Source organism: Actinomadura bangladeshensis (assembly GCF_004348335.1).
GTDB classification, from domain to species: domain Bacteria; phylum Actinomycetota; class Actinomycetes; order Streptosporangiales; family Streptosporangiaceae; genus Spirillospora; species Spirillospora bangladeshensis.
The window spans coordinates 1-23,112 of sequence record NZ_SMJW01000051.1 but is presented as its reverse complement, the minus strand read 5'-3'; the positions used below and the strand labels follow the sequence as shown (position 1 = coordinate 23,112).

Here is a 23,112-nt window from a genome sequence, read left to right as displayed (position 1 = left end):
AGCCTTTTTCGCTACAACCGGCCCGCGCGTCAGTGTGTTCCGAAGAACTTCTGTGCGTGCCGTACCCCGTCGGCGAGCGCGTCCACGTCGGCGAGGGTGTTGTAGAGGTAGAACGTCGCGCGGGTCGTCGCCGGGATGCCGAAGCGCCGGCAGATCGGCCATGCGCAGTGGTGGCCGACGCGGACCTCGACGCCCAGGTCGTCAAGAACCTGGCCGACGTCGTGGGGGTGGATGTCCTCCACGGTGAACGACACCGCGCCCCCGCGCGCCTCGGTGGTGCCGGGGCCGATGATGCGGACGCCGGGGATCTCGCCGAGCCGTTCGAGGGAGTACCCGACGAGGGCCTCCTCATGGGCGTGGACGCGGTCCATGCCGAGGTCGGCGAGGTAGTCGCAGGCGACGCCGAGGCCGATGGCCTGCGCGGTCATCGGGACGCCGGCCTCGAACCGCTGCGGCGGCGGCATGAACGTGGACTGCTCCATGTGGACGAGCTCGATCATGGATCCGCCGGTGATGAACGGCGGCATCGCCTCCAGCAGCTCGCCGCGGCCCCACAGGACGCCGATGCCGGTCGGGCCGAGCATCTTGTGGCCGGAGAACGCCAGGAAGTCGGCGCCGAGCCCGGTGACGTCGACCGGCTGGTGCGGGACGGACTGCGCGGCGTCCAGCAGGACGAGCGCGCCGACGGCGTGCGCGCGCTCGATGATCCGCTCCACCGGCGGGACGGTCCCGAGCACGTTCGACTGGTGCGTCAGCGCGACGATCTTGGTGCGCTCGTTGACCAGGTCGTCGAGGTCCTCCAGGTCGAGGCGGCCCTCGTCGGTGATGCCGAACCAGCGCAGCGTGGCCCCAGTGCGCCGGCACAGCTGCTGCCACGGCACGAGGTTCGCGTGGTGCTCCATCTCCGACACCACGACCTCGTCGCCGGGGCCGACCGCGAACCGCTCGGCCTCCGGGCCGGCGGTCGCGGCGTTGCTCATCGCGTACGCGACGAGGTTGATGCCCTCGGTGGCGTTCTTGGTGAACACGATCTCGGCGGGCGACGCGCCGATGAACCGGGCGATGGACGCGCGGGCGTTCTCGTAGGCCTCCGTCGCCTCCTCGGCGAGCAGGTGCGCGCCGCGGTGCGGGGCCGCGTTGTGCCGCTCGTAGAACTCCCGCTCCGCGTCCAGCACCCGGACGGGCTTCTGCGACGTCGCCCCCGAGTCGAGGTACACCAGAGGACGCCCGCCGCGGACCGTGCGTCCGAGCAGCGGGAAGTCCTTCTTCAGCTCCTCGGGCAGAAGGCTCATAGGGACGCGCCCGCCTTCACGTACTTCTCGTAGCCCTGCTCCTCCAGCTCGTCGGCCAGCTCCGGGCCGCCCTCGGCGACGACGCGGCCGGCCGCGAACACGTGCACGAAGTCGGGCTTCACGTACCGCAGGATGCGCGTGTAGTGCGTGATGAGCAGGACGCCGGTGTCGCCGGCGGAGAACCGGTTCACGCCCTCGGAGACGACCTTGAGGGCGTCGACGTCGAGGCCGGAGTCGGTCTCGTCCAGGATCGCGAACTTCGGCTTGAGCATCTCCAGCTGCAGGATCTCGTGCCGCTTCTTCTCACCGCCGGAGAAGCCCTCGTTGAGGCTGCGCTGCGCGAACGCCGGGTCGATGGACAGGTTGTCCATCGCCGTCTTCATCTCCTTGGAGAAGTCGCGGAGCTTCGGGGCCTCGCCGCGGACGGCGGTCACCGCCGAGCGCAGGAAGTTGGAGACGGACACGCCCGGCACCTCGACCGGGTACTGCATCGCCAGGAACAGCCCGGCGCGGGCGCGCTCGTCGACCGACATCGCGAGGACGTCCTCGCCGTCCAGCGTGACCGTGCCGGACGTCACCGTGTACTTGGGGTGCCCGGCGACGGCGTAGGCCAGGGTGGACTTGCCGGAGCCGTTCGGCCCCATGATCGCGTGGGTCTCGCCGGCCTGCACGGTCAGGTCGACCCCGCGGAGGATCTCCTTCGCCCCGTCGGAGCCGTCGCCGACGGAGACGTGGAGGTCGCGGATCTCTAGCGTGGCCATAGTGCGTGTGGTTCCTTCGTCGTGGGGTCAGTCGTCGCCGAGCGAGACGTAGACGTCCCCGCTCTCGACCTTGACCTTGTAGGTGGCGACCGGCTGCGTGGCCGGCGGGTTGGTGGGCTTGCCGCTGCGCAGGTCGAAGCACGACCCGTGCAGCCAGCACTCGATGGTGCCGTTGTAGATCTCGCCCTCCGACAGCGAGACCTCGGCGTGCGAGCAGATGTCGTTCAGGGCGTACACCTCGTCGCCGCTGCGCGCGATGACGACGGGCGTGTCGTCGACCTCGACGCCGAGGGCCCCGTCGGCGGGGACCTCGTCCAGCGCGCACACCTTCACGTACCCCTGCTGGGGGGTCGCCCCCCCAGACTCCCCGGGCTTCGCGGTTTCGGTCATCGAGCCGCTCCCTGGTCCAGCTCTTCCTCGATGGCCTCGCGCACCTTGTCGCGGACCTCGGCGACCTCGATGCGCTCGACCAGCTGGCCGAGGAAGCCCCGGACGACCATGCGGCGCGCCTCGTCGAAGGTGATGCCGCGCGCCTGCAGGTAGAACAGGTGCTCGTCGTCCAGGCGCCCCGACGCGGAGGCGTGCCCCGCACCGGCGACCTCGCCGGTGAGGATCTCCAGGTTCGGCACCGAGTCGACCCGCGTCCCGTCGGTGAGGACGAGGTTGCGGTTCAGCTCGTAGGTGTCGGTGCCCTCCGCCTCCGCGCGGATGATCACGTCGCCGATCCACACCGCGTGCGCGTCCTGGTCCTGCAGGGCGCCGCGGTAGTCGACGCGGCTGCGGCAGTGCGGGACGGTGTGGTCGACGAGGAGGCGGTGCTCCAGGTGCTGGCCGCCGTCGACGAAGTACACCCCGTACAGTTCGGCGTCGCCGCCCGGCGCCGCGTAGGCGATGGACGGCGAGATCCGCACGACGTCGCCGCCGAGCGAGATGTTGTGCGAGACGAACCGGGCGTCGCGGCCGAGCCGGGCGTGCTGGTGGGCGACGTGGACGGCGTCGTCCGCCCAGTCCTGCAGGCTGATGACCGACAGGCGGGCGCCGTCGCCGACGACGAACTCGATGTTCTCGGCGTAGGTCGCCGACCCGCGGTGGGTGAGCACCACGGTGGCCTCGGCGAACGGCTCCACCACGACGGTGGTGTGGCCGTAGGCGGCGGCCGAGGCGTCCTCGCCGCGCCGCCGCAGGACGGTCGGCGCCGAGGCGACGGCCTCCTTCGGGACGGTCACGACGGTCGCGTCGGTGAAGGAGTTCCACGCCTGCGCGCTGACCCGCTCGGCGGGCACGTACGCCTTGCCGAGGCGCGGGTCGTCGCGCCCGACGGTCTCGACGGTGACCTCGGGGGCCGCCTCGACCTCCAGCAGGACCTTGCCGCCGTCCTGCGCGGTGCCCTTGTGCAGGCCGCGGAGGCGGCGCAGCGGGGTGAACCGCCACTCCTCCTCGCGGCCCGTCGGGACCTCGAAGTCGGCGACGTCGTAGGACGCCTTCTCGTGCAGCGTCGAGAGAGGCTTGGTGTCGAGCCCCATCAGCCGACGGCTCCTTCCATCTGCAGCTCGATGAGCCGGTTCAGCTCCAGGGCGTACTCCATCGGCAGCTCCCGCGCGATGGGCTCGACGAACCCGCGCACGATCATCGCCATCGCCTCGTCCTCGGTGAGGCCGCGGCTCATCAGGTAGAACAGCTGCTGCTCCGACACCTTGGAGACGGTCGCCTCGTGGCCCATCTCGACGTCGTCCTCGCGGACGTCGACGTAGGGGTAGGTGTCGGACCGGCTGATCTGGTCGACGAGCAGCGCGTCGCACTTGACCGTGGACTTGCTGTGCTCGGCGCCCTCCTGGATCTGCACCAGCCCGCGGTAGGACGTGCGGCCGCCGCCGCGCGCCACCGACTTGGAGATGATGCTGGAGGAGGTGTTCGGCGCTGCGTGCACCATCTTGGCGCCGGCGTCCTGGTGCTGGTCCTCGCCCGCGAAGGCGATCGACAGGGTCTCGCCCTTGGCGTGCTCGCCGAGCAGGTAGACGGCCGGGTACTTCATGGTGACCTTGGAGCCGATGTTGCCGTCGACCCACTCCATGGTGGCGCCCTCGTAGGCGACGGCGCGCTTGGTCACCAGGTTGTAGACGTTGTTCGACCAGTTCTGGATGGTCGTGTAGCGGACGCGGGCGTCCTTCTTGACGATGATCTCCACGACCGCCGAGTGCAGCGAGTCCGACTTGTAGATCGGCGCGGTACAGCCCTCGACGTAGTGCACGTAGGAGCCCTCGTCGGCGATGATCAGCGTCCGCTCGAACTGGCCCATGTTCTCGGTGTTGATCCGGAAGTAGGCCTGGAGCGGGATCTCCACGTGCACGCCCGGCGGGACGTAGACGAACGAGCCGCCCGACCACACGGTGGTGTTCAGCGCGGCGAACTTGTTGTCGCCGACCGGGATCACCGAGCCGAAGTACTCCTGGAAGATCTCCGGGTGCTCGCGCAGGCCGGTGTCGGTGTCGACGAAGATGACGCCCTTCTCCTCAAGGTCCTCGCGGATCTTGTGGTAGACGACCTCCGACTCGTACTGCGCGGCGACGCCGGCGATCAGGCGCTGCTTCTCGGCCTCGGGGATGCCGAGCTTGTCGTAGGTGTTCTTGATGTCGTCGGGGAGCTCCTCCCACGACGACGCCTGCTGCTCGGTGGAGCGCACGAAGTACTTGATGTTGTCGAAGTCGATGTCCGACAGGTCCGAGCCCCAGGTGGGCATCGGCTTCTTGTTGAACAGCCGCAGCCCCTTGAGGCGCAGGTCGAGCATCCACTCGGGCTCGTCCTTCTTGGCCGAGATGTCGCGGACGACGTCCTCGTTCAGGCCGCGGCGGGCCGCCGCGCCGGCTTCGTCCGAGTCGGCCCAGCCGAACTTGTACCTGTCGAGCCCCTCGAGTTCGGGGTGGGCTGCTGTAGTCATAGAACAACTCCAGAGAGTGATATCTTCGTCACGTCGCATCATCTCGGGCCCGGTCGGCGCACAGGTCGACCGGGCTGACGTGGGTGGTGCAGATCCCGTCGCCGTGGGCGATGGTGGCCAGCCGCTGGACGGGGGTGCCGAGCAGCCTGCTGAACGCCTCGGTCTCGGCCTCGCACAGCTGCGGGAACTCCGCGGCGACGTGCGCGACCGGGCAGTGGTGCTGGCACAGCTGCTCGCCGCCGCCCGGCTGGGGCGCCTTGGCCGCGGCGGCCGCGTAGCCGTCGCCCGACAGGGCCTCGGCGAGCATGCGGACCCGCTGCTGGGGCGGCGCGTCCTGCACGACCGGCCGGTACCGCTGCTCCAGGTCGGCGATCTGCCGCCGGGCGAACTCGGCGACCGCGTGGTCGCCGGCCTTGTCCGCCAGGAACCGCAGCGCGCTGGTCGCCAGGTCGTCGTAGGCGTGCACGAACGCGCTGCGCCCCGCGTCGGTGATGGCGAACCACTTGGCCGGGCGTCCCCGGCCGCGCCGGGTCTGCGGCACCCGCGCCTTGCGGACCTCGATCATGCCCTCGGCCAGCAGCGCGTCCAGGTGCCTGCGGATCGCGGCCGGCGTGAGGCCGACGCGTTCGCCCAGCGTGGACGCCGTGACCGGGCCGTGCTCGAGGATCAGCCGGGCCACCCGCGCGCGCGTGTCGCGCTCGGTGTGGCCGGGGCCGGACGGCACGCCGGACGGCCGCGCGGCGGCGGCCCCGGTGGTCGTCTGATCCTCGCTCACGTATTTCACAACATCAGTGTGCCGTAATTCCTTCCCCGGAAACACCGGAACGCCGATGTCGTAGCTCACGCAGGCAAGGCTTACCTAACCTGGGCTTTCTCCCGCGGTCGGCGCGGCGGCCCCGCGCGGCAGCAGCAGCACCGGGCACGGCGCGGCACGGAGGATCTTGCCGGAGCTCTCCCCGAGGAAGACCTTGCGCAGCGGGCCGTCGTGCCCGGACAGGCAGGCCAGCACCTCGCCGTGCAGCATATCGACGGTGCCGAGCGTCTTGGCGATGTCGGTCCCGATGGCGGTGAGCCGCTCCACCGGCGCCCCGCCGCCGAGCAGCCCGGCGGCGTAGCGCAGGTCCTCCTCGGCCTGGGCGAGCTGGCGGTCCAGCACGCCGCCCGGGGCGCGGAACCGGGCCGCGAGGCCGGGCGGCCGGATCAGCAGGGTGAGCAGCCGCAGCTCGGCGTCCAGCCGCTCGGCGATGCCGGCGGCGGCCGTCAGCGGCCCGTCGCCGTCCCGGCGCCGCCAGTAGGCGAGGGTCATCCGCGCGATGCGCCGCGGCGGGTGCGCCGCGTAGCCGCGCGGGGCCAGCATGACCGGGACGGGCGAGCCGTGCAGCAGCTGGTCGGCGGTGCTGCCGATCGCGACCCGGCCGCGCCGCCCGCGGGGCGCCGAGCCCGCCACGATCAGGTCGGCGCCCACGTCCCCGGCGACCTGGATGAGGCCGCGCCCGCTGCTGCGGTGGGCGTGGACGCGCAGCTCGATGTCCCGCTTCGGCACGTCCATCTCGGCGAGGCGCGCGGCGGCCTCGTCGAGCGCCTCGTCCGACTGGCCCCTGAGCCAGGCGACCCACTCGGCGTCCACCGCGCCGGGGCCGGGGGCCGGCCACGGCGGCGGGTGGACGTGGACGGCCGTCAGCGGCGCGCGCATCGTCCGGGCGAGCAGGGCGGCCAGCGCGAGCGCGTCGCCGCCGCGCTCGTCGGGCGAGTAGCCGACCAGCACCCGCATTGCGTCGGTGTCGTTCTTCTTCGCGGCGTTCACGGCATTCCCCTTCCCGCGGATTCCCCCGCCAGGCGTGAGTGCCGCCGGCCGTACAGGAAGTAGGCGGCCAGCCCGACGGCGCACCACAGCGCGAACACGGCCCAGGTGACGCCGCCGAGGCCGACCATCAGGTACAGGCAGAACCCGACGCCGAGCAGCGGCGTCACCGGGAACAGCGGGGTGCGGAAGCTGCGCGGCAGCTCGGGCCGGGTGCGGCGCAGGACGATGACGCCGACGCCGACCAGCGCGAACGCGAACAGCGTCCCGATGCTGGTGGCGTCGACGAGCCGGCCGAGCGGGATCACCGCGGCGAGGACCCCGATGAACACCGCCACGATGACGGTGTTGGCGACCGGCACCCGCCGGCCGGGGCTGACCCTCTGGAACACCTCCGGGACGAGCCCGTCCCGCGCCATGGCGAACAGGATGCGGGTCTGCCCGTACATGACGGTGAGGACGACGCTGGCGATGGCGATCACCGCGCCGAGCGCGAGGACCATCGACGGCCAGGACCGCCCGGTCGCCACGTCCAGCACCTCCGCCAGGGACGCCTCCGAGCCGCTCAGCGCGAACCTCTCCCAGTGCATCGCGGCGACGGCGGCCAGCCCGACCAGCACGTACAGGACGGTGACGATGGCCAGCGACAGGACGATCGCGAGCGGCAGGTCCCGGCGCGGGTCCTTCGCCTCCTCGCCGGCGGTGGAGGCGGCGTCGAAGCCGATGTAGGAGAAGAACACCTTGCCGCCGGCGGCGCTGATCCCCGCCCAGCCCATCGGCGCGAACGCGCTCAGGTTGCCCGCCTTGAACGCGGTGAAGGCGACCGCGCAGAAGAACAGCAGCACGGCGATCTTCAGGAAGACCATGACGGTGTTGGCGGCGGCGCTCTCGGACGTGCCGCGCAGCAGGAGCAGCGCGGCGATCAGCACCACGACGACGGCCGGGACGTTGACCAGGCCGCCCTCGCCGGGCGGGTTGGCGATCCGCGCCGGGATCGTGACGCCGAGCGCCGCGTCGAAGAACGCGTTGAGGTAGGAGCCCCAGCCGACCGCGACGGCCGACACCGACACCGCGTACTCCAGCAGCAGGCACCACCCGCAGATCCAGGCGACCAGCTCGCCGAGCGTCGCGTAGGCGTAGGAGTAGGACGAGCCGGACACCGGGATCGTCCCGGCCAGCTCCGCGTACGACAGCGCCGAGAACAGCGCGGTGACGGCGGCGAGCACGAACGCCAGGACGACCGCCGGGCCGGCCAGCGGCACCGCCTCGCCGAGGACGACGAAGATGCCGGTGCCGAGGGTCGCGCCGACGCTGAAGAAGGTGAGCTGCAGCAGGCTCATCGAGCGCTTCAGCTCGCCGCCCTCGCCCTGCCCGCCCTCGGCGACGATCCGGTCGACCGGTTTCGTGCGCAGCAGGCTGCGCACGAACGATCCAGCCGCCGTCCCGGTGGTCACAGGGTGCTTTCCAGCGGCCAGGTGGCGTTGGGCGTGACGATCGTCCCGGCGGTGCCGGCGAGGATCTCCACGCACTGGTCGAGCAGCCCGATCGCGGCCATGTCGCCGGTCCGCTCGACGAAGCCCACCGCCGCCTGGACCTTGGGGCCCATCGACCCGGCGGGGAAGTCCTCGGCGCGCAGCTCGTAGGGGGTCGTGTGGCCGATCTCCTCCTGCTCCGGCGTGCCGAAGTTCCGCATCACGCGGGGGACGTCGGTGAGGATGAGCAGCGCGTCCGCGTCCATGCTCTCGGCCAGGACGGCCGCGGTGAGGTCCTTGTCGATCACCGCCTCGACGCCCTCCAGCCGGCCGACGTCGTTGCGGAACACCGGGACTCCGCCGCCGCCGGCGCAGACCACGACCGTGCCGAGCCGGACCAGCTCGCGGATCAGCCGGGTCTCGATCACCCGCTGCGGGCGCGGGGACGGCACGACGCGGCGCCACTTGTCCCCGTCCCGGCGGACCGTCCAGCCGTACTCGCCGGCGAGCTTCTCCGCCTCCTCCCGGTCGTAGACCTGCCCGACGAACTTGGTCGGGTTCTCGAACGCCGGGTCCACCGCCGACACCAGCGTCTGGTTGATCATCGCCATCACCTGGCGGCCGGGCAGCGCGTTCTGCAGCGCCTGCAGCATCCAGTAGCCGATCATGCCCTGGGTCTCGGCGCCGATCGTGTCGAGGGGGTAGGGCCGGGTCAGGTTCGGGTCGTTGACGCTCTCCAGCGCCAGCACCCCGACCTGCGGCCCGTTCCCGTGCGTGATGATCAGCTCGTGCCTCTCGGCGAGCGGCGCGAGCGCCCGCACCGCCCGGTCGACGTTGGCGCGCTGCGGCCCGGCGTCGGCCAGGTCCCCCCGTTTGACCAGCGCGTTCCCCCCGAGCGCGACGACCACGCGCATCCGTTCCCCCTCACCCGCCCGGCCGGCCGAGCGTCGCGACCATGACCGCCTTGATGGTGTGCATCCGGTTCTCGGCCTCGTCGAAGACGATGGAGGCGCCCGACTCGAACACCTCGTCGGTGACCTCCAGCGCCTCCAGGCCGGTCTTGCGGTAGATCTCCTCCCCCACCGCCGTCCCCCGGTCGTGGAAGGCGGGAAGGCAATGCATGAACTTGGCCTCCGGGTTCCCGGTCGCCCGCATGACCTCGGTGTTCACCTGGTAGGGCTTGAGCAGCGCTATGCGCTCGTCCCACACCTCTTCGGGCTCGCCCATCGACACCCACACGTCGGTCATGACGAAGTCGGCGCCGCGTACGCCTTCGGACACGTCCTCGGTGAGGGTGATGTCCGCTCCGGTCTTGGCCGCCACCGTCCTGGACGGCTGGACGACCGCCTCCTCGTCCGGCCACAGGGTCTGCGGCGCGACGATGCGCACGTTCATGCCGAGCAGCGCGCCGGTGGCCACGTAGGAGTGGCCCATGTTGTTGCGCGCGTCGCCCAGGTAGGCGTACGTGACGTCCTGCAGGGGCTTGCCGCTGTGCTCGCGCATGGTGAGCATGTCGGCGAGCATCTGCGTGGGGTGCCACTCGTCGGTCAGTCCGTTCCACACGGGGACGCCCGCGTACTCGGCGAGTTCTTCCACGAGCCTTTGGCTCGATCCCCGGTACTCGATGCCGTCGTACATCCGTCCCAGGACGCGGGCCGTGTCCTTCATCGACTCCTTGTGGCCGATCTGCGTCCCGCCGGGGCTGAGGTAGGACACGTGGGCGCCCTGGTCGTGCGCGGCGACCTCGAACGCGCAGCGCGTCCGGGTGGACGTCTTCTCGAAGATCAGCGCGATGTTCCGGCCGGTCAGGGCCTGCCGCTCCGTCCCGGTGTGCTTCGCGGCCTTCAGCTCGGCCGCGAGGTCGAGCAGGTACCCGAACTCCTCCGGAGTGAAGTCGAGTTCCCTGAGCAGGCTGCGGCCGCGGAGGTCGAGCGCCATATCCGGTCTCCCGAGAGTCGTTGGTCGTCAGGCGTCCCGGATGAGCGGGCAGGTCATGCAGCGCGGGCCGCCCCGCCCGCGGCCCAGCTCGCTGCCGCGGATGGTGATGACCTCGATCCCGTTCCGGCTCAGATGGTTGTTGCTCGTCGCGTTGCGCTCGTAGGCGACGACGACGCCGGGCGAGACGGCCAGGACGTTCGCGCCGTCGTCCCACTGCTCGCGCTCGGCGGCGAACACGTCCTGCGTCGGGACGAGGACCTTGATGTCGTCCAGGCCGAGCGCCGCGGCGATCGCCCGGTGCATGTCCTCGGGAGGATGGTCGGTGATCTTCAGTTCCTTCTCGGTGTCGCCCGGCTCGACGGTGTGGGACGGCAGCATGCCGAGCCCCGCGTAGGCGGTGAACACGCCGTGGTCGACCATCGTCATGACCGTGTCCAGGTGCATGAACGCCCGCCTGTGCGGCATCCGCAGCGCGACGATCCGGGTGCACGACCCGGCGGCGAACAGCGACTGCGCGAGCATCTCCACGGCCTGCGGCTGCGTCCGCTCGCTCATCCCGACCAGCACGGCGCCGTTGCCGATGACCAGGACGTCGCCGCCCTCCAGCGTGGCGGGCGCCATCGCCGTCCCGCTGCTCCACACGTGGAAGCCGCCCTCGGCGGGCCGGCCGTACCCGGCGGCGAACAGCGGGTGCCAGCGGTAGACCGCCTCCATGTTGACCGTCTCGCGCAGCCGCGCCTTCTTGCGCATCGTGTTGATCGAGACGCCGTCGTAGATCCAGCACGAGGTGTCGCGGGTGAACAGGTGGTTGGGCAGCGGCGGCAGCAGGAAGCCGTCCATGGGGAGGGAGTGGAACGCGATCGACGCGGGCTCGGGGATGCGCTCCAGGATCTCCCGCTTGGTGATGCCGCCGATCAGGAACGCGGCGAGCTCCTGCACGTCCATGGAGTCCAGGCAGTTGCGGATCGCGTCGGTGGCGAGCGGGCCGAACCAGTGCGGGTCGACGACGGCGTCCATGATGTGCTTGCGCGCCTCGGGGATCCCGGCCGTCTCGGTGAGCAGGTCCATCAGCAGGTGCGTCCGGACGCCCTCGGCCCGCAGCACGTCCTCGAACTCCTCGTGCTCCTCCACCGCGCGCCTGACCCACAGCACGTCGTCGAAGAGCAGCCCGGCCGCGTTGGACGGGGTGAGCCGCTTCAGCGACAGCTCCGGCCGGTGCAGCAGCACCTCCCGGAGCCGGCCGGCCTCCGAATCGACGTGGAACGGCATCCCCCACCTCCTCGGGGCCCGGCCGCGGCGCCGCACGACCCCAGGTCACCGGCCCGGTCCGGCGACAGGTCCGCAATTCCCGCGCTCCGGCGCCCGAAACTGGATCGGCGCGGCCCGCGGGCTTTGCCCGACCTTCACCCGGACCGGCGGCGGGACCCGGCACGGAGCTGCCGGGGCCCGGACCTAAACTCGTCTGCATGACACCCCCCGGAGGCGGCGGCCGAGACAGCGCGGTCGAGCTGCACTCTCTCGTGAAGCGCTACGGCGCGGCCACGGCCGTCGACGGCCTGTCCTTCAGCGCTGCCCGGGGCGCCGTCACCGCGCTGCTCGGCCCGAACGGCGCGGGCAAGACGACGACCATCGAGATCTGCGAGGGGTTCAGACGGGCCGATTCCGGCACCGTCCGCGTCCTCGGCCTGGACCCGGTCGCGGGCGGCCGGGCGCTGAAGCCGCGGGTCGGCGTGATGCCGCAGTCCGGCGGCGTGCCGGGCACCGCCCGCGCCGGCGAGTTCCTGACGCTCGTCGCCTCGTTCCACGCGACGCCGCTCGACCCGGCGGCCCTGCTGGCGCGGCTCGGCCTCACCGAGCACGCCCGCACCCCGTTCCGCCGCATGTCGGGCGGGCAGCAGCAGCGCCTGTCCCTCGCCGTCGCCATCGTCGGGCGGCCCGAGCTGGTCTTCCTCGACGAGCCCACCACCGGCCTCGACCCGCAGGCCAGGCACGCCACCTGGGAGCTGATCGAGGAGCTGCGCGCCGCCGGGGTGTCGGTGGTCCTCACGACCCACAACATGGAGGAGGCCGAGCGCCTCTCCGACCGCGTCGTCATCGTCGACCACGGCCGGGTCGTCGCCGAGGGCGCCCCCGAGGAGCTGACCGGCGCCGAGCGGCAGCTGCGGTTCCGCGCCCGGCCCGGCCTCGGCCTGGACGAGCTGCTCGCCGCGCTGCCCGCCGGCAGCGCGGCCAAGGAGTCGCCCGCCGGGCACTACCTGATCGAGGCGGACGTGCGCCCCGAGCTGCTCGCCACCGTCACCGCCTGGTGCGCCTCGCACGGCGTCCTGACCGAGGACCTGCGGATCGAGCGCCGCACGCTGGAGGACGTCTTCCTCGAACTCACCGGACGGGAGCTGCGGTCATGACCGCCCCACTGGACCTGTCCCCCGCGCCGGGGGCCGTGCCGCTGCCGCGGATGGTCGCGTCGCAGGCCCGCTACGAGTTCCGCACCGTGCTGCGCAACGGCGAGCAGCTGCTGCTGACGCTGATCATCCCGGTGGTGCTGCTCGTCCTGTTCAGCGCGACCTCCCTGCTCGACCTCGGCTCCGGCCGCCGTGTCGACTTCCTCGCGCCCGGCATCCTCGCGCTCGCGGTGATGTCCACGGCGTTCACCGGGCAGGCGATCGGGACCGGGTTCGAGCGGCGCTACGGCGTCCTCAAGCGGCTCGGCGCCACCCCGCTGCCGCGCGCCGGGCTGATCGGCGCCAAGACCGCCAGCGTGCTGGCGGTCGAGGCAGTGCAGGCCGCGGTGATCTGCGCGGTGGCGCTGGCGCTCGGCTGGGAGCCGCACGGCGACCCGGCCTCGGTGCTCGTCCTGCTGCTGCTCGGCACCGCCGCGTTCTCCGGGTTCGGGCTGCTCATGGCCGGGACGATGCGCGCCGAGGCGGCCCTCGCCGCCGCGAACCTCGTCTACATCCTGCTGCTGGCCGTCGGCGGCGTCGTGTTCCCGCTGGAGAAGTTCCCCGGCCCCGTCCGGGACGCCCTGGAGCTGCTGCCGATCTCGGCGCTGGCGGGCGGGCTGCGCGACGTCCTGCAGGACGGCGCCGCGTTCCCCGCGCAGCCGCTGCTCGTCCTCGCGGTGTGGGCCGTCGCCGGCCTCGCCCTCGCCGCCCGCTTCTTCCGGTGGGAGTGACCGTTGGCCCTCGCTGAAGCACCGGGCTCGCTCGGCGGCACGACCCGCGCCACCGGCCGCACGCGCGCGCTGTCGCTCGGCTCGGTCCCGCCGCCCGCGCTGATCTTCCTCGGCATCGTCTCGGTGCAGGTCGGCGCGGGCCTGGCCAAGCACCTGTTCGAGCGGCTGCCGCCGACGTCCGTCGTGTCGATCCGGCTGCTGGCCTCGGCGCTGGTGCTGGGCTTCCTGGCCCGCCGGGCGCTGCGCACCGTGCTGCGCGACCACTCCTGGACGAGCCTCGCCGTCGTCGCCGGGTACGGGATCTCGCTCGCCGGGATGAACTTCGCCTTCTACCAGGCGCTCGCGCGGATCCCGCTGGGCGTCGCGGTCACGATCGAGTTCCTCGGGCCGCTGTCGGTCGCGATCGCCGGCTCCCGCCGCCCGCGGGACGTCCTGTGGGTGCTGCTCGCGGGCGCGGGCGTGGTCATGCTCGCCCGGGGCGGCGGCGACGCCGACCTCCTCGGCATCGCGTTCGCGCTGCTCGCCGCGGTCGGCTGGGCGTCCTACATCCTGCTCACCGCGGCCACCGGGCGGCGCATCCCCGGCACCACCGGGCTGGCCCTGGCCAGCATCATCGGCACGCTGGTCGTGCTGCCGGGCGGCATCGCGACCGGGGTCGCGGCGGGCGGCGGCGCGCTGCTCGACCCGGAGCTGCTGCTGATCGGGCTCGGCGTCGGCCTGCTGTCGTCGGTCATCCCGTACTCGCTGGAGCTGGAGGCGCTGCGCCGGGTGCCCGCCCGCGTCTTCGGGATCCTGATGAGCCTGGAGCCCGCCGTCGCCGCCCTCGTCGGCCTGGTGGTGCTCGGCGAGATCCTCACCGGGCGCCAGTGGGTCGCGATCGCCTGCGTCATCGTCGCCTGCGCCGGCGCCACGAGAGGCCAGAGGGATCCCACGGAGGCTCCCGAGGCTTGAGTGGCGGCCCGATGTGGCAGCGTGGAAGGATCGGCGTGCAAGGAGATCCGCGTAAAGGCATCACGCACGGATCAAGGCACGGGTCGTCCAGCGTGGGGAGAGGAGCCGCCGTGATCGGCCGGACCGAGGACCAGGGGATCCCGCCCGAGTTCTTCGAGGGAGGGTCGGCGTCGTTCGTCGACTTCCTGCGCCTGCACTCCCCCGAGCTGCTGCCGGTCAACCGCGTCCCGGAGGGCGACGCGCCCGAGGTGCCGCACGGCACGACCGTCCTGGCGCTGGAGTTCCCCGGCGGCGTCATGATGGCGGGCGACCGACGCGCCACGCAGGGCAACCGCATCGCCTACCGGGAGCTGGACAAGGTCCAGCGCGCCGACGAGTACTCGGCGGTCGCGTTCGCGGGGACGGTCGGGCTGGCGCTGGAGATGGTCCGGCTGTTCCAGGTCGAGCTGGAGCACTACGAGAAGATGGAGACGGTCCCGCTGTCGCTGCCGGGCAAGGCCCGCCGGCTGGGCGCCGTCATCCAGGCCAACCTCGCCCAGGCGCTGCAGGGCCTCGCGGTCGTCCCGCTGTTCACCGGCTACGACCCCGGCACGGGCGAGGGGCGGATCTACACCTACGACATCACCGGCGCGCCGCAGGAGGCCCGCGACTTCCACGCGGACGGGTCCGGCTCCCCCTACGCGCTGGGCGCGCTGAAGAAGCTCTACCGGCGCGACCTGTCGCTGGAGGACGCCGCCACCGTCTGCGTCCAGGCCATGTTCGACGCGGCCGACGACGACACCGCCACCGGCGGGCCCGACCCGATGCGGCGCATCTACCCGACGATCGCGGTCGTCACCGAGGACGGCTACCGGCGCCTCCCCGAGGACCAGGTGTCCGCGATCGCCGAGGAGGTCGTGCGGGGCCGCATGGAGAACCCGGGCGGCCCCACCGCGCCGCTGCGCTGATCACGGGGAACGTCGTACCCGGCTTCTAGACTCGGCCGTATGGCACGCGCGAACGACGAGGCCGCAGCCCTCATCCAGGAACTGGCCGACCTGCTGTCGATCACGGGCGGCGACGCCTTCAAGATCCGGGCGTACGAGAAGGCCGCGCGAGCGATCGCCGGATACCCGGACGACATCGCCGATCTCGACCTGGCCGGGCTGCGCACGATCCCGACTGTGGGCGAGGCGATCGCGAAGAAGGTCCTCGACTACACCACGACCGGCACGATCCGGCAGGTCGAGGAGCTGCGGACGCAGATCCCCGCCGGGGTCCGGGCGCTCACCGCCATCCCGACGCTCGGCCCGAAGAAGGCCCTGGCCGTCTACGAGGAGCTCGGCATCTCGTCGGTGGACGAGCTCGCGGCCGCCATCGGGGAGGGCCGCCTGCGCGGTCTCAAGGGCTTCGGCGCCAAGACCGAGGAGAACATCCTCCGCGGCATCGAGCTGATGCGCAGCTCCGGTGAGCGCGTCCTGGTCGACGCGGCCGCGGGCGTCGCCGACGAGGTCGTCGCCGCCCTCTCGGAGCTCCCGCAGGTGGAGCGCTGCGAGCACGCCGGGTCGCTGCGCCGGATGCGCGAGACGATCGGCGACGTGGACGTCCTCGCCGCCTCCCGCGACCCGCGCCCGATCATGGAGGCGTTCACCGCGCTGCCGCTCGTCGCGGAGGTCGTCGTGGGCGGCGACAAGAAGACCTCGATCCGCACCTCCACGGGCCTGCAGGTCGATCTGCGCGTCGTCCCGCCCGAGTCGTGGGGCGCGGCGCTGCAGTACTTCACCGGCTCGCAGGCCCACAACATCCGCACCCGCGAGATCGCCGTCAAGGCGGGCCTCAAGCTGTCGGAGTACGGCCTGTTCGACGCCGAGTCCGACGAGCTGATCGTGTCCGAGACCGAGGAGGAGGTCTACGAGCGGCTGGGCCTGCCCTGGGTCCATCCCACCCTCCGGGAGGACACCGGCGAGATCGAGGCGGCCCTCAAGGACGAGCTGCCCCGCCTCGTCACCGCCGACGACCTGCGCGGCGACCTGCACAGCCACACCGACCTGACCGACGGCGTCGCGTCCCTCGCGGACATGGCCGCGGCCGCGCGGGCCCGCGGCCTGGAGTACTACGCGATCACCGACCACGCGCCCGACCTGGTGATGCAGCGCATGACGGACGAGAAGAAGCTCGCCCAGCGCGCCGAGGTCGCCGAACTGCAGAAGCGGTATCCCGACCTCGTCCTGCTCCACGGCACCGAGCTCAACATCGACCCCGACGGCGGCGTCGACTGGGACGCGGACTTCCTCTCCGGCTTCGACATCTGCGTCGCGTCCGTCCACTCCCACTTCACCCAGGACCGGGACGCGATGACCCGCCGCCTCGTCCGGGCCTGCGAGAACCCGCACGTCCACGTCATCGGCCACCCCACGGCCCGCAGCATGGGCCGCCGCCCGCCGGTGGACGCCGACTGGGACGAGGTCTTCCGCGCCGCCGCCCGCACCGGCACCGCCATGGAGATCGACTCGTTCCCCGACCGGCTCGACCTGCCCGCCGACCTGATCCGCCGCGCGAAGCGGTTCGGCGTGAAGTTCTCCATCGACACCGACGCGCACTCGCTGAGCGACCACCGCAACATCCGCTACGGCGTCGGCACCGCCCAGCGCGGCTGGCTGACCCCCGACGACGTCGTCAACACCTGGCCCCTGCCCCGGCTCCGCGAGTTCCTCCGGAAGCGGTGAGCCGTCAGGCGGGCTGCGGGGCCTCCGCCTGCCGGACGGCGGCGGGCGCGGGCGCGGCGGCGGGGACGGGGCCCCGGTCGCGGAGGGCGAAGAACAGGCGGAACGCAGCGATCCACATCAGCACCGAGCCGAGCATGTGCAGCAGCACCAGGCCCGCGGGGACGCCGAGGAAGTACTGGGTGTAGCCGATGGCGCCCTGGATCACGATCAGGCCGGCCAGCTCCAGCGCGCGGCGCCGCGCGGCGGCCGGGGCGCCCGTGCGGTAGAGGGCGGCGATCACCGCGAGGGTCAGGCCGATGGTGAGCCAGGCCAGCTCGCCGTGGATGCGGGCGACGTCGGTGATGTTGAACCCGTAGCGGCGGGACTCGGCGTCCCCCGCGTGCGGGCCGGTGCCGGTGACGACGGTGCCCGCGACGAGGACGGCGGCGCAGGAGACCAGCAGCGCGGCGGCGAGGCCGCGCGTCCACGGCCCGGCGAGGCGGCGCGGCGGGGCGTCGCCCTCCCCGGCGCGGACCCACAGCGCCACGCAGAAGACCAGCAGCGCCGGCGAGACGAGGAAGTGCAGCGACACGGCCGCCGGGTGCAGCTTGGTGAGGACGACGATGCCGCCGATGACCGCCTGCGCGACCACGCTCATCGGCTGCGCCAGCGCCCACCACACGAGCTCCTTGCGGCGCGGCCGCAGCCGCAGCGCCGCGACGAACACCAGGACGCCGATGCCCAGCACCAGGAAGGTGACCATCCGGTTGCCGAACTCGATCGACATGTTCAGCAGGTGGTGCTCGGGGCTGTGCGTGGGGACGAGGCTGTCGCCGGTGCACCGCGGCCATTCGGGGCAGCCGAGCCCGGACTTGGTGACGCGGACGGCGCCGCCGCTGATGACGATGAGCACGTTGCCGATGACGCCGAGGAGCGCGAGCAGCCGCAGCGATCCGGGGGTCGGACGCCACACGGCGTTCCAGGTCCGGATCGCGGGATTCGACGACGGTCGCTCAGCCACGGCACCAATCGTATGGCCGGGTGCCCGTGCCCTCGACCCGACCCCCGGTTACGTGCCGTAGGGGCCGGGCGGCCGCGGCGGCAGGAACCCCGACGGGCCCTGCCCCGCCCACGGCGGGCCGGCCGGCCAGGCCGCCCCGGGGCGCAGCGGCGTGCGCAGGAACGCCTGCCGGGCCAGGGACATCAGCTCCAGCAGCGAGTCGCGGCGGGTGACGAACCAGCGCTGCTCGGCCACCCCGCGGTCGGCGCGCTTGTGCAGCAGCGCCAGCTCCGTCGCGGCGAGCTGGTAGTCGGTCATGGCGCGGCCGGCGGGCGGCCCGCCGACCGACCGGGCCCAGCGGCGGGCGGCGCGGCGGGACGGGATGGAGCGCAGCATCCGCACGTCCTGCGGCGTCACCAGGCCCGTCCCGGCGTACATCGGCAGGTAGGTCTCGATGCGGCGGACGGTGCCGCGCCGCTCGACGAAGACGATCACGATCAGCGCGACCAGGACGCAGAAGTCCAGCAGGTAGACGATGCCGAGGCCGGCGAGCCCGAACGCGCCCGCGGAGCCGTTCCACAGCCCGTGCAGGACCATAGCGCCGAGCAGCCCGGCGAGCGGCGCGGCGAGCTGGCCGCGCCGGTGCGTGGCGGCGTAGGCGACGCCGAGCCCGGTCATGGACGTGAACAGGGGGTGGCTGAGCGGCGCGATGAGGCCGCGCAGGATGAACACCGCCTGGAGCTGCTGGGCGCCGCCGTCCTCGAACGCCCGCATGTAGTAGGTGATGTTCTCCATCATGGCGAAGCCGAGGCCGACCATCGCGGCGTAGATGATGCCGTCGGCGAAGCCGTCGATCTCGTTGCGGCGGAACCACAGCAGGCCGAACAGGACGGCGCCCTTCAGCGTCTCCTCGATGATCGGCGCGCCGAACGTGGCGCTGACGAAGTGGCCCTCGGTCTCCCCGAAGATGGGCACGGTCACGTACAGCAGCCCGGCGGTGTTGAGGACGAGCGCGCCGAGCACGGCGATGCCCGCCCCCCACATGAACGAGAAGGCCAGGGCGCGCGGCGGTTCCGGCTCCAGCCGGTCCAGCGTGAGGGCGAGCGCGACCAGGACCGGGATCGGGAGGATGGCGAGCAGCACCCCGACCCAGAATCCGGCCCCGCCGAGCGCCGCGTCCGCGCCGAACGCGATCAGGATGCAGAGCCCGGACACGGTCATGCCGACGATGAGGCCGACCGGGGGCCTGCCCGGCACCCGGCCTTCCAGCACCGCTTTCGGATCCATGCGCGCCATGACGTGAGGGTAACCGAAGCCGTGTCCGGCGCCGGGCCGACCGTCACCGGCGGTGACCGGCCGGCCGCGCCGGCTCAGTGCAGCAGCGGGTCGGCCGCCACGGCGGTGAACAGCAGCGCCAGGTACACGTTGGAGAGGTGGAAGAACCGCATCGGCCGCAGGTGGACGCCGGTCACCCCGGCGCGCACCGCCTTCAGCAGCCGGTGCCCCTCGGCGAGGAACACCAGGCCGAGCACGACCGCGACGGCCCCGTACACCGGGCTCATCCCGGCGACCGGCCACAGCGCCAGCGAGGCCGCGACGGTGGCGTAGGTGTAGGCGAGGCTCTCGGTGACGACGCGGCGCTCGGACGCGACGACCGGCAGCATCGGGACCTTGGCGACGGCGTAGTCCTCGCGGTAGCGCATCGCCAGCGTCCAGGTGTGCGGCGGCGTCCACAGGAACACCACCATGAACAGCACGAACGGCGTCCAGGCGACGGACCCGGTGATCGCGGCCCAGCCGATGAGGACGGGCATGCACCCGGCGATGCCGCCCCACACGACGTTCTGGGAGGTGCGCCGCTTGAGCAGCAGCGAGTACACGAAGACGTAGAACAGGATCGCGAACAGCGATCCGGCCGCGGCGACCGGGTTGACCGCCAGCAGGAACCCGGCCGTGGACAGCACGGCCAGCGTCACCCCGAAGATCAGGGCGCGGGCCGGGGTGACCTGGTGGCGGGCGAGCGGGCGGCGCCGGGTGCGGCGCATCTTGGCGTCGATGTCGCGGTCGATGTAGCAGTTGATCGCGTTGGCGGATCCGGCGGACATCGTCCCGAACGCCAGCGTCAGCAGCACCGTGGACAGGGGCGGGACGCCGTCGGCGGCCAGGAACATCACCGGGATGGTGGTGATCAGCAGCAGCTCGATGACGCGCGGCTTGGTGAGCGCCACATAGGCGCGCAGGCTCGCGCCCACCGTCCGGCGGGCGGCGCTTTCGGCGGGGTTGGGCACGAGGGCCGGAGCGAGCGCCCCCGGCACCCGCTCGTCGAGCTCGACCCCGCGCTTGTTACTGAGCACCGTCACAATCGGGTCCACGTCCAACTAGGGATGAGAAATCGGTCCACCTCGGCGGTGCCCCCGTGTTCCGGGCCGGCCTCGGGTTCATGCGACTTCGGCTTGGTCTTGTTGCCGCGGCCGCTTGCCGTCAGCCGCGCAATCACTGTAGTCCGACCCCTCCGGGAGTCGTGCACCGGGTCACCGGACGCGCCGCACGGTGACCGCCGGGCCGGTCGGGCCCCTCCCGGAGCATGTCCCGGATCACCCGCCGGATCCCCCGTGCGGGGGGTTAGCGCGCGAGGCGTCCGGGCAAGGGTGCAGGGAGGTGCCGCGGGCGCCGCCCCCCCGGTGCGCGGCCCCGGCACACGGCACCGCACGACACCACACTGGCACCGAACGGCGGCGGGCGGCTGCGCGCGGCTCAGCACGGCCCGGCCTGCGGCGGCCCTCCCGCGCGATAGGCTCGCCAGGGGCGCGGCATGATCTTCGCCCGCCGCGGACCGGGCGGCGGCACGGGGCCGGGGAAGCTGTGGCGCACAACATTACAGAGTGGACTTGAAACACCGGTTCGAGAGGAGCCTGGCGTTCCGTGAGCAGGGACAACAGCACGTTTGAGTGGTCCGAGACGGACCGGCGCGCGGTGGACGTGATCCGCGCCCTCGCCATGGACGCGGTCGAGGAGGCGGGCTCCGGCCACCCCGGTACGGCGATGAGCCTCGCGCCCGCCGCCTACCTTCTCTTCCAGCGCTACCTCCGGCACGACCCGACCGACCCGCACTGGGCCGGGCGGGACAGGTTCGTGCTCTCCTGCGGGCACTCCAGCCTGACCCTGTACATCCAGCTGTACCTGTCGGGCTACCCGATGACGCTGGACGACCTGAAGGCGCTGCGCAAGTGGGGCAGCCTCACCCCGGGCCACCCCGAGCACGGGCACACGGCCGGGGTCGAGACGACCACGGGGCCGCTCGGGCAGGGCGTCGCGAACGCGGTCGGGATGGCGATGGCGGCCCGCCGCGAGCGCGGCCTGTTCGACCCCGACGCGCCGCAGGGCGAGTCCCCCTTCGACCACATGATCTGGGCGTTCGCCTCCGACGGCGACATCGAGGAGGGCATCAGCCACGAGGCGAGCGCGCTCGCGGCCCACCAGCGGCTCGGCAACCTGGTGCTGCTCTACGACGACAACAAGATCTCGATCGAGGACGACACCGCGATCGCGATGTCGGAGGACGTGCGGGCCCGCTACGCGGCGTACGGCTGGGACGTCCACCACGTCGACTGGACCGAGAACGGCGACTACGAGGAGAACGTGGCCGCGCTCGCGGCGGCGTTCGACGCGGCGAAGGCCGAGACGGCCCGGCCGTCGTTCATCGCGCTGCGCACGATCATCGGGTGGCCGGCGCCGAACAAGAAGAACACCGGCAAGATCCACGGCTCGGCGCTCGGCGCCGACGAGGTCGCCGCGACCAAGCGGATCCTCGGCATGGACCCGGCCGAGACCTTCCAGGTCCCCGAGGACGTGCTGGCGCACGCCCGCGAGGTGTCGGCGCGGGGCCGCGCCGACCACGCCGCGTGGAACGAGGCGTTCGACGCGTGGCGGGCGGCGAACCCCGACCGGGCCGCCGAGTACGACCGGATCTCCGAGCGCGCGCTGCCGCCCGGCTGGGACGAGGCGCTCCCCGCGTTCGAGCCCGGCAAGCAGATCGCCACCCGCGCGGCGTCCGGTGAGATCCTCGCCTCGCTCGCGCCGGTGCTGCCGGAGCTGTGGGGCGGCTCGGCCGACCTGGCGGAGAGCAACAACACCACGATGAAGGGCGAGCCGTCCTTCATCCCCGAGGAGTTCCAGACCAAGGAGTTCCCCGGCGGGCGCTACGGCCGCACGCTGCACTTCGGCGTCCGCGAGCACGCGATGGGCGCGATCTGCAACGGCATCGCGCTGCACGGCGGCACCCGCCCCTACGGCGGCACGTTCCTGATCTTCAGCGACTACATGCGCCCGGCGGTCCGGCTGGCGGCGCTGATGAAGCTGCCGGTCACCTACGTGTGGACGCACGACTCGATCGGCCTCGGCGAGGACGGCCCGACGCACCAGCCGGTGGAGCACCTGTGGGCGCTGCGGGCGATCCCGGGCCTGGACGTCGTCCGGCCGGCGGACGCCAACGAGACCGCGGTCGCGTGGCGGACCGTGCTGCGGCACACCGACCGCCCGGCGGGCCTCGCGCTGACCCGGCAGAAGCTGCCCACGCTGGAGCGCGGCGGCGAGATCGCGTCCGCGGAGGGCGTCGCCAAGGGCGGCTACGTGCTGGCCGACGCCGACGGCGGGCAGCCCGAGGTGATCCTCATCGCGACCGGCAGCGAGGTCCAGCTCGCCCTGGAGGCGCGCACGGCGCTGCAGGCCGAGGGCACCCCGACCCGGGTCGTGTCGATGCCGTGCGTGGAGTGGTTCGAGGAGCAGACCGACGCCTACCGGCAGGAGGTCCTCCCGCCCGGGGTGAAGGCCCGCGTGTCGGTCGAGGCGGGCGTCGCGCTCGGCTGGCGGAGCTACGTCGGCGACGACGGCGAGTCGGTGAGCCTGGAGCACTTCGGCGCGTCCGCGGACTACAAGACGCTGTTCCTGCAGTTCGGGATCACCTCCGAGCGGGTCGTCGCGGCGGCGAAGGCGAGCCTGATCAAGGCCGGCGTGCACGGCGCCGGGCGCGGCGAGACCACCGGCAACTAGGGGACGGGCGGGGCCCCGCCGCCGAGCGCGGGCGCGGGCCCCGCCGCCGTCCCGCCC

Annotated in this window: 20 protein-coding genes; 6 read left to right on the top strand and 14 right to left on the bottom strand. The window is 72.5% G+C overall.

Features of this window, described 5'->3' with window-relative positions:
• Positions 1 to 29 precede the first annotated feature (29 nt).
• The 11 genes from E1284_RS12790 to E1284_RS12740 form a co-directional block, all read right to left on the bottom strand.
• A complete protein-coding gene (locus E1284_RS12790) occupies positions 30 to 1,292 on the bottom strand; it encodes a cysteine desulfurase (RefSeq protein ID WP_131939265.1) in 1,263 nt (420 codons plus the stop codon).
• Positions 1,289 to 2,053, bottom strand: a complete 765-nt coding sequence (gene sufC / locus E1284_RS12785) for a Fe-S cluster assembly ATPase SufC (protein WP_131939264.1) — start codon at positions 2,051 to 2,053, stop codon at positions 1,289 to 1,291. The genes E1284_RS12790 and sufC overlap by 4 nt, the downstream gene beginning before the upstream one ends.
• Positions 2,054 to 2,080: 27 nt before the next feature.
• Entirely contained in the window at positions 2,081 to 2,443 is a 363-nt protein-coding gene (locus E1284_RS12780) for a non-heme iron oxygenase ferredoxin subunit (RefSeq protein ID WP_131939263.1), read from the bottom strand.
• Positions 2,440 to 3,576 (bottom strand): Fe-S cluster assembly protein SufD, encoded by a 1,137-nt coding sequence (gene sufD, locus E1284_RS12775; protein ID WP_131939262.1) that lies wholly within the window; start codon positions 3,574 to 3,576, stop codon positions 2,440 to 2,442. Before sufD ends, E1284_RS12780 begins: the two co-directional genes overlap by 4 nt.
• Positions 3,576 to 4,988: a Fe-S cluster assembly protein SufB gene (gene sufB, locus E1284_RS12770; protein ID WP_131939261.1), complete on the bottom strand. Its 1,413-nt coding sequence runs from the start codon at positions 4,986 to 4,988 to the stop codon at positions 3,576 to 3,578. Before sufB ends, sufD begins: the two co-directional genes overlap by 1 nt.
• A 28-nt stretch (positions 4,989 to 5,016) precedes the next feature.
• Entirely contained in the window at positions 5,017 to 5,763 is a 747-nt protein-coding gene (locus E1284_RS12765; protein WP_131939260.1) for a helix-turn-helix transcriptional regulator, read from the bottom strand.
• An 84-nt stretch (positions 5,764 to 5,847) separates the two neighbouring features.
• The gene (locus E1284_RS12760) at positions 5,848 to 6,792 is read right to left on the bottom strand and encodes a universal stress protein (protein WP_243714438.1); all 945 of its coding nucleotides are present in this window, start codon (positions 6,790 to 6,792) and stop codon (positions 5,848 to 5,850) included.
• The gene (locus E1284_RS12755; protein WP_243714437.1) at positions 6,789 to 8,213 is read right to left on the bottom strand and encodes an amino acid permease; all 1,425 of its coding nucleotides are present in this window, start codon (positions 8,211 to 8,213) and stop codon (positions 6,789 to 6,791) included. The genes E1284_RS12760 and E1284_RS12755 overlap by 4 nt, the downstream gene beginning before the upstream one ends.
• A 26-nt stretch (positions 8,214 to 8,239) precedes the next feature.
• On the bottom strand, positions 8,240 to 9,175 hold the full coding sequence (gene arcC / locus E1284_RS12750) for a carbamate kinase (protein WP_131939259.1): 936 nt from the start codon (positions 9,173 to 9,175) through the stop codon (positions 8,240 to 8,242).
• Between the two features lie 10 nt (positions 9,176 to 9,185).
• On the bottom strand, positions 9,186 to 10,199 hold the full coding sequence (argF, locus tag E1284_RS12745) for an ornithine carbamoyltransferase (RefSeq protein WP_131939258.1): 1,014 nt from the start codon (positions 10,197 to 10,199) through the stop codon (positions 9,186 to 9,188).
• Positions 10,200 to 10,226: 27 nt separating this feature from the next.
• A complete protein-coding gene (locus tag E1284_RS12740) occupies positions 10,227 to 11,468 on the bottom strand; it encodes an arginine deiminase (protein WP_131939257.1) in 1,242 nt (413 codons plus the stop codon).
• Between the two features lie 197 nt (positions 11,469 to 11,665).
• On the opposite strand from E1284_RS12740, the gene E1284_RS12735 reads away from it, so the two are divergent.
• The 5 genes from E1284_RS12735 (at position 11,666) to polX (ending at position 17,027) form a co-directional block, all read left to right on the top strand.
• On the top strand, positions 11,666 to 12,604 hold the full coding sequence (locus tag E1284_RS12735) for an ABC transporter ATP-binding protein (protein ID WP_131939256.1): 939 nt from the start codon (positions 11,666 to 11,668) through the stop codon (positions 12,602 to 12,604).
• Positions 12,601 to 13,371 carry an ABC transporter permease gene (locus E1284_RS12730; RefSeq protein WP_131939255.1) on the top strand — a complete coding sequence of 257 codons (771 nt, stop codon included), beginning with the start codon at positions 12,601 to 12,603 and terminating at the stop codon, positions 13,369 to 13,371. The genes E1284_RS12735 and E1284_RS12730 overlap by 4 nt, the downstream gene beginning before the upstream one ends.
• A 3-nt stretch (positions 13,372 to 13,374) precedes the next feature.
• On the top strand, positions 13,375 to 14,322 hold the full coding sequence (locus E1284_RS12725) for an EamA family transporter (protein WP_131939254.1): 948 nt from the start codon (positions 13,375 to 13,377) through the stop codon (positions 14,320 to 14,322).
• 110 nt (positions 14,323 to 14,432) lie between these two features.
• Complete coding sequence (gene prcB, locus E1284_RS12720) at positions 14,433 to 15,269, top strand: proteasome subunit beta (protein ID WP_243714436.1); 837 nt, start codon at positions 14,433 to 14,435, stop codon at positions 15,267 to 15,269.
• Between the two features lie 39 nt (positions 15,270 to 15,308).
• Positions 15,309 to 17,027 carry a DNA polymerase/3'-5' exonuclease PolX gene (polX, locus tag E1284_RS12715; protein ID WP_131939252.1) on the top strand — a complete coding sequence of 573 codons (1,719 nt, stop codon included), beginning with the start codon at positions 15,309 to 15,311 and terminating at the stop codon, positions 17,025 to 17,027.
• 4 nt (positions 17,028 to 17,031) lie between these two features.
• On the opposite strand, the gene E1284_RS12710 is transcribed toward polX, so the two are convergent.
• The 3 genes from E1284_RS12710 to E1284_RS12700 form a co-directional block, all read right to left on the bottom strand.
• Positions 17,032 to 18,027 (bottom strand): COX15/CtaA family protein, encoded by a 996-nt coding sequence (locus E1284_RS12710; protein ID WP_131939251.1) that lies wholly within the window; start codon positions 18,025 to 18,027, stop codon positions 17,032 to 17,034.
• A gap of 48 nt (positions 18,028 to 18,075) precedes the next feature.
• Complete coding sequence (locus E1284_RS12705; RefSeq protein WP_131939250.1) at positions 18,076 to 19,302, bottom strand: PrsW family intramembrane metalloprotease; 1,227 nt, start codon at positions 19,300 to 19,302, stop codon at positions 18,076 to 18,078.
• Positions 19,303 to 19,376: 74 nt separating this feature from the next.
• A complete protein-coding gene (locus E1284_RS12700; protein ID WP_207923723.1) occupies positions 19,377 to 20,366 on the bottom strand; it encodes a heme o synthase in 990 nt (329 codons plus the stop codon).
• A gap of 562 nt (positions 20,367 to 20,928) precedes the next feature.
• Between E1284_RS12700 and tkt the strand changes: the two genes are divergently transcribed.
• Entirely contained in the window at positions 20,929 to 23,055 is a 2,127-nt protein-coding gene (gene tkt, locus E1284_RS12695) for a transketolase (RefSeq protein WP_131939249.1), read from the top strand.
• Positions 23,056 to 23,112 lie beyond the last annotated feature (57 nt).

Excerpts from the sequence above, each read along its gene's own strand:
- E1284_RS12790 (WP_131939265.1), bottom strand. The coding sequence starts at position 1,292 with ATGAGCCTTCTGCCCGAGGAGCTGAAGAAGGACTTCCCGCTGCTCGGA.
- sufC (WP_131939264.1), bottom strand. The coding sequence starts at position 2,053 with ATGGCCACGCTAGAGATCCGCGACCTCCACGTCTCCGTCGGCGACGGC.
- E1284_RS12780 (WP_131939263.1), bottom strand. The coding sequence starts at position 2,443 with ATGACCGAAACCGCGAAGCCCGGGGAGTCTGGGGGGGCGACCCCCCAG.
- sufD (WP_131939262.1), bottom strand. The coding sequence starts at position 3,576 with ATGGGGCTCGACACCAAGCCTCTCTCGACGCTGCACGAGAAGGCGTCC.
- sufB (WP_131939261.1), bottom strand. The coding sequence starts at position 4,988 with ATGACTACAGCAGCCCACCCCGAACTCGAGGGGCTCGACAGGTACAAG.
- arcC (WP_131939259.1), bottom strand. The coding sequence starts at position 9,175 with ATGCGCGTGGTCGTCGCGCTCGGGGGGAACGCGCTGGTCAAACGGGGG.
- argF (WP_131939258.1), bottom strand. The coding sequence starts at position 10,199 with ATGGCGCTCGACCTCCGCGGCCGCAGCCTGCTCAGGGAACTCGACTTC.
- E1284_RS12740 (WP_131939257.1), bottom strand. The coding sequence starts at position 11,468 with ATGCCGTTCCACGTCGATTCGGAGGCCGGCCGGCTCCGGGAGGTGCTG.
- E1284_RS12735 (WP_131939256.1), top strand. The coding sequence starts at position 11,666 with ATGACACCCCCCGGAGGCGGCGGCCGAGACAGCGCGGTCGAGCTGCAC.
- E1284_RS12730 (WP_131939255.1), top strand. The coding sequence starts at position 12,601 with ATGACCGCCCCACTGGACCTGTCCCCCGCGCCGGGGGCCGTGCCGCTG.
- polX (WP_131939252.1), top strand. The coding sequence starts at position 15,309 with ATGGCACGCGCGAACGACGAGGCCGCAGCCCTCATCCAGGAACTGGCC.
- E1284_RS12705 (WP_131939250.1), bottom strand. The coding sequence starts at position 19,302 with ATGGCGCGCATGGATCCGAAAGCGGTGCTGGAAGGCCGGGTGCCGGGC.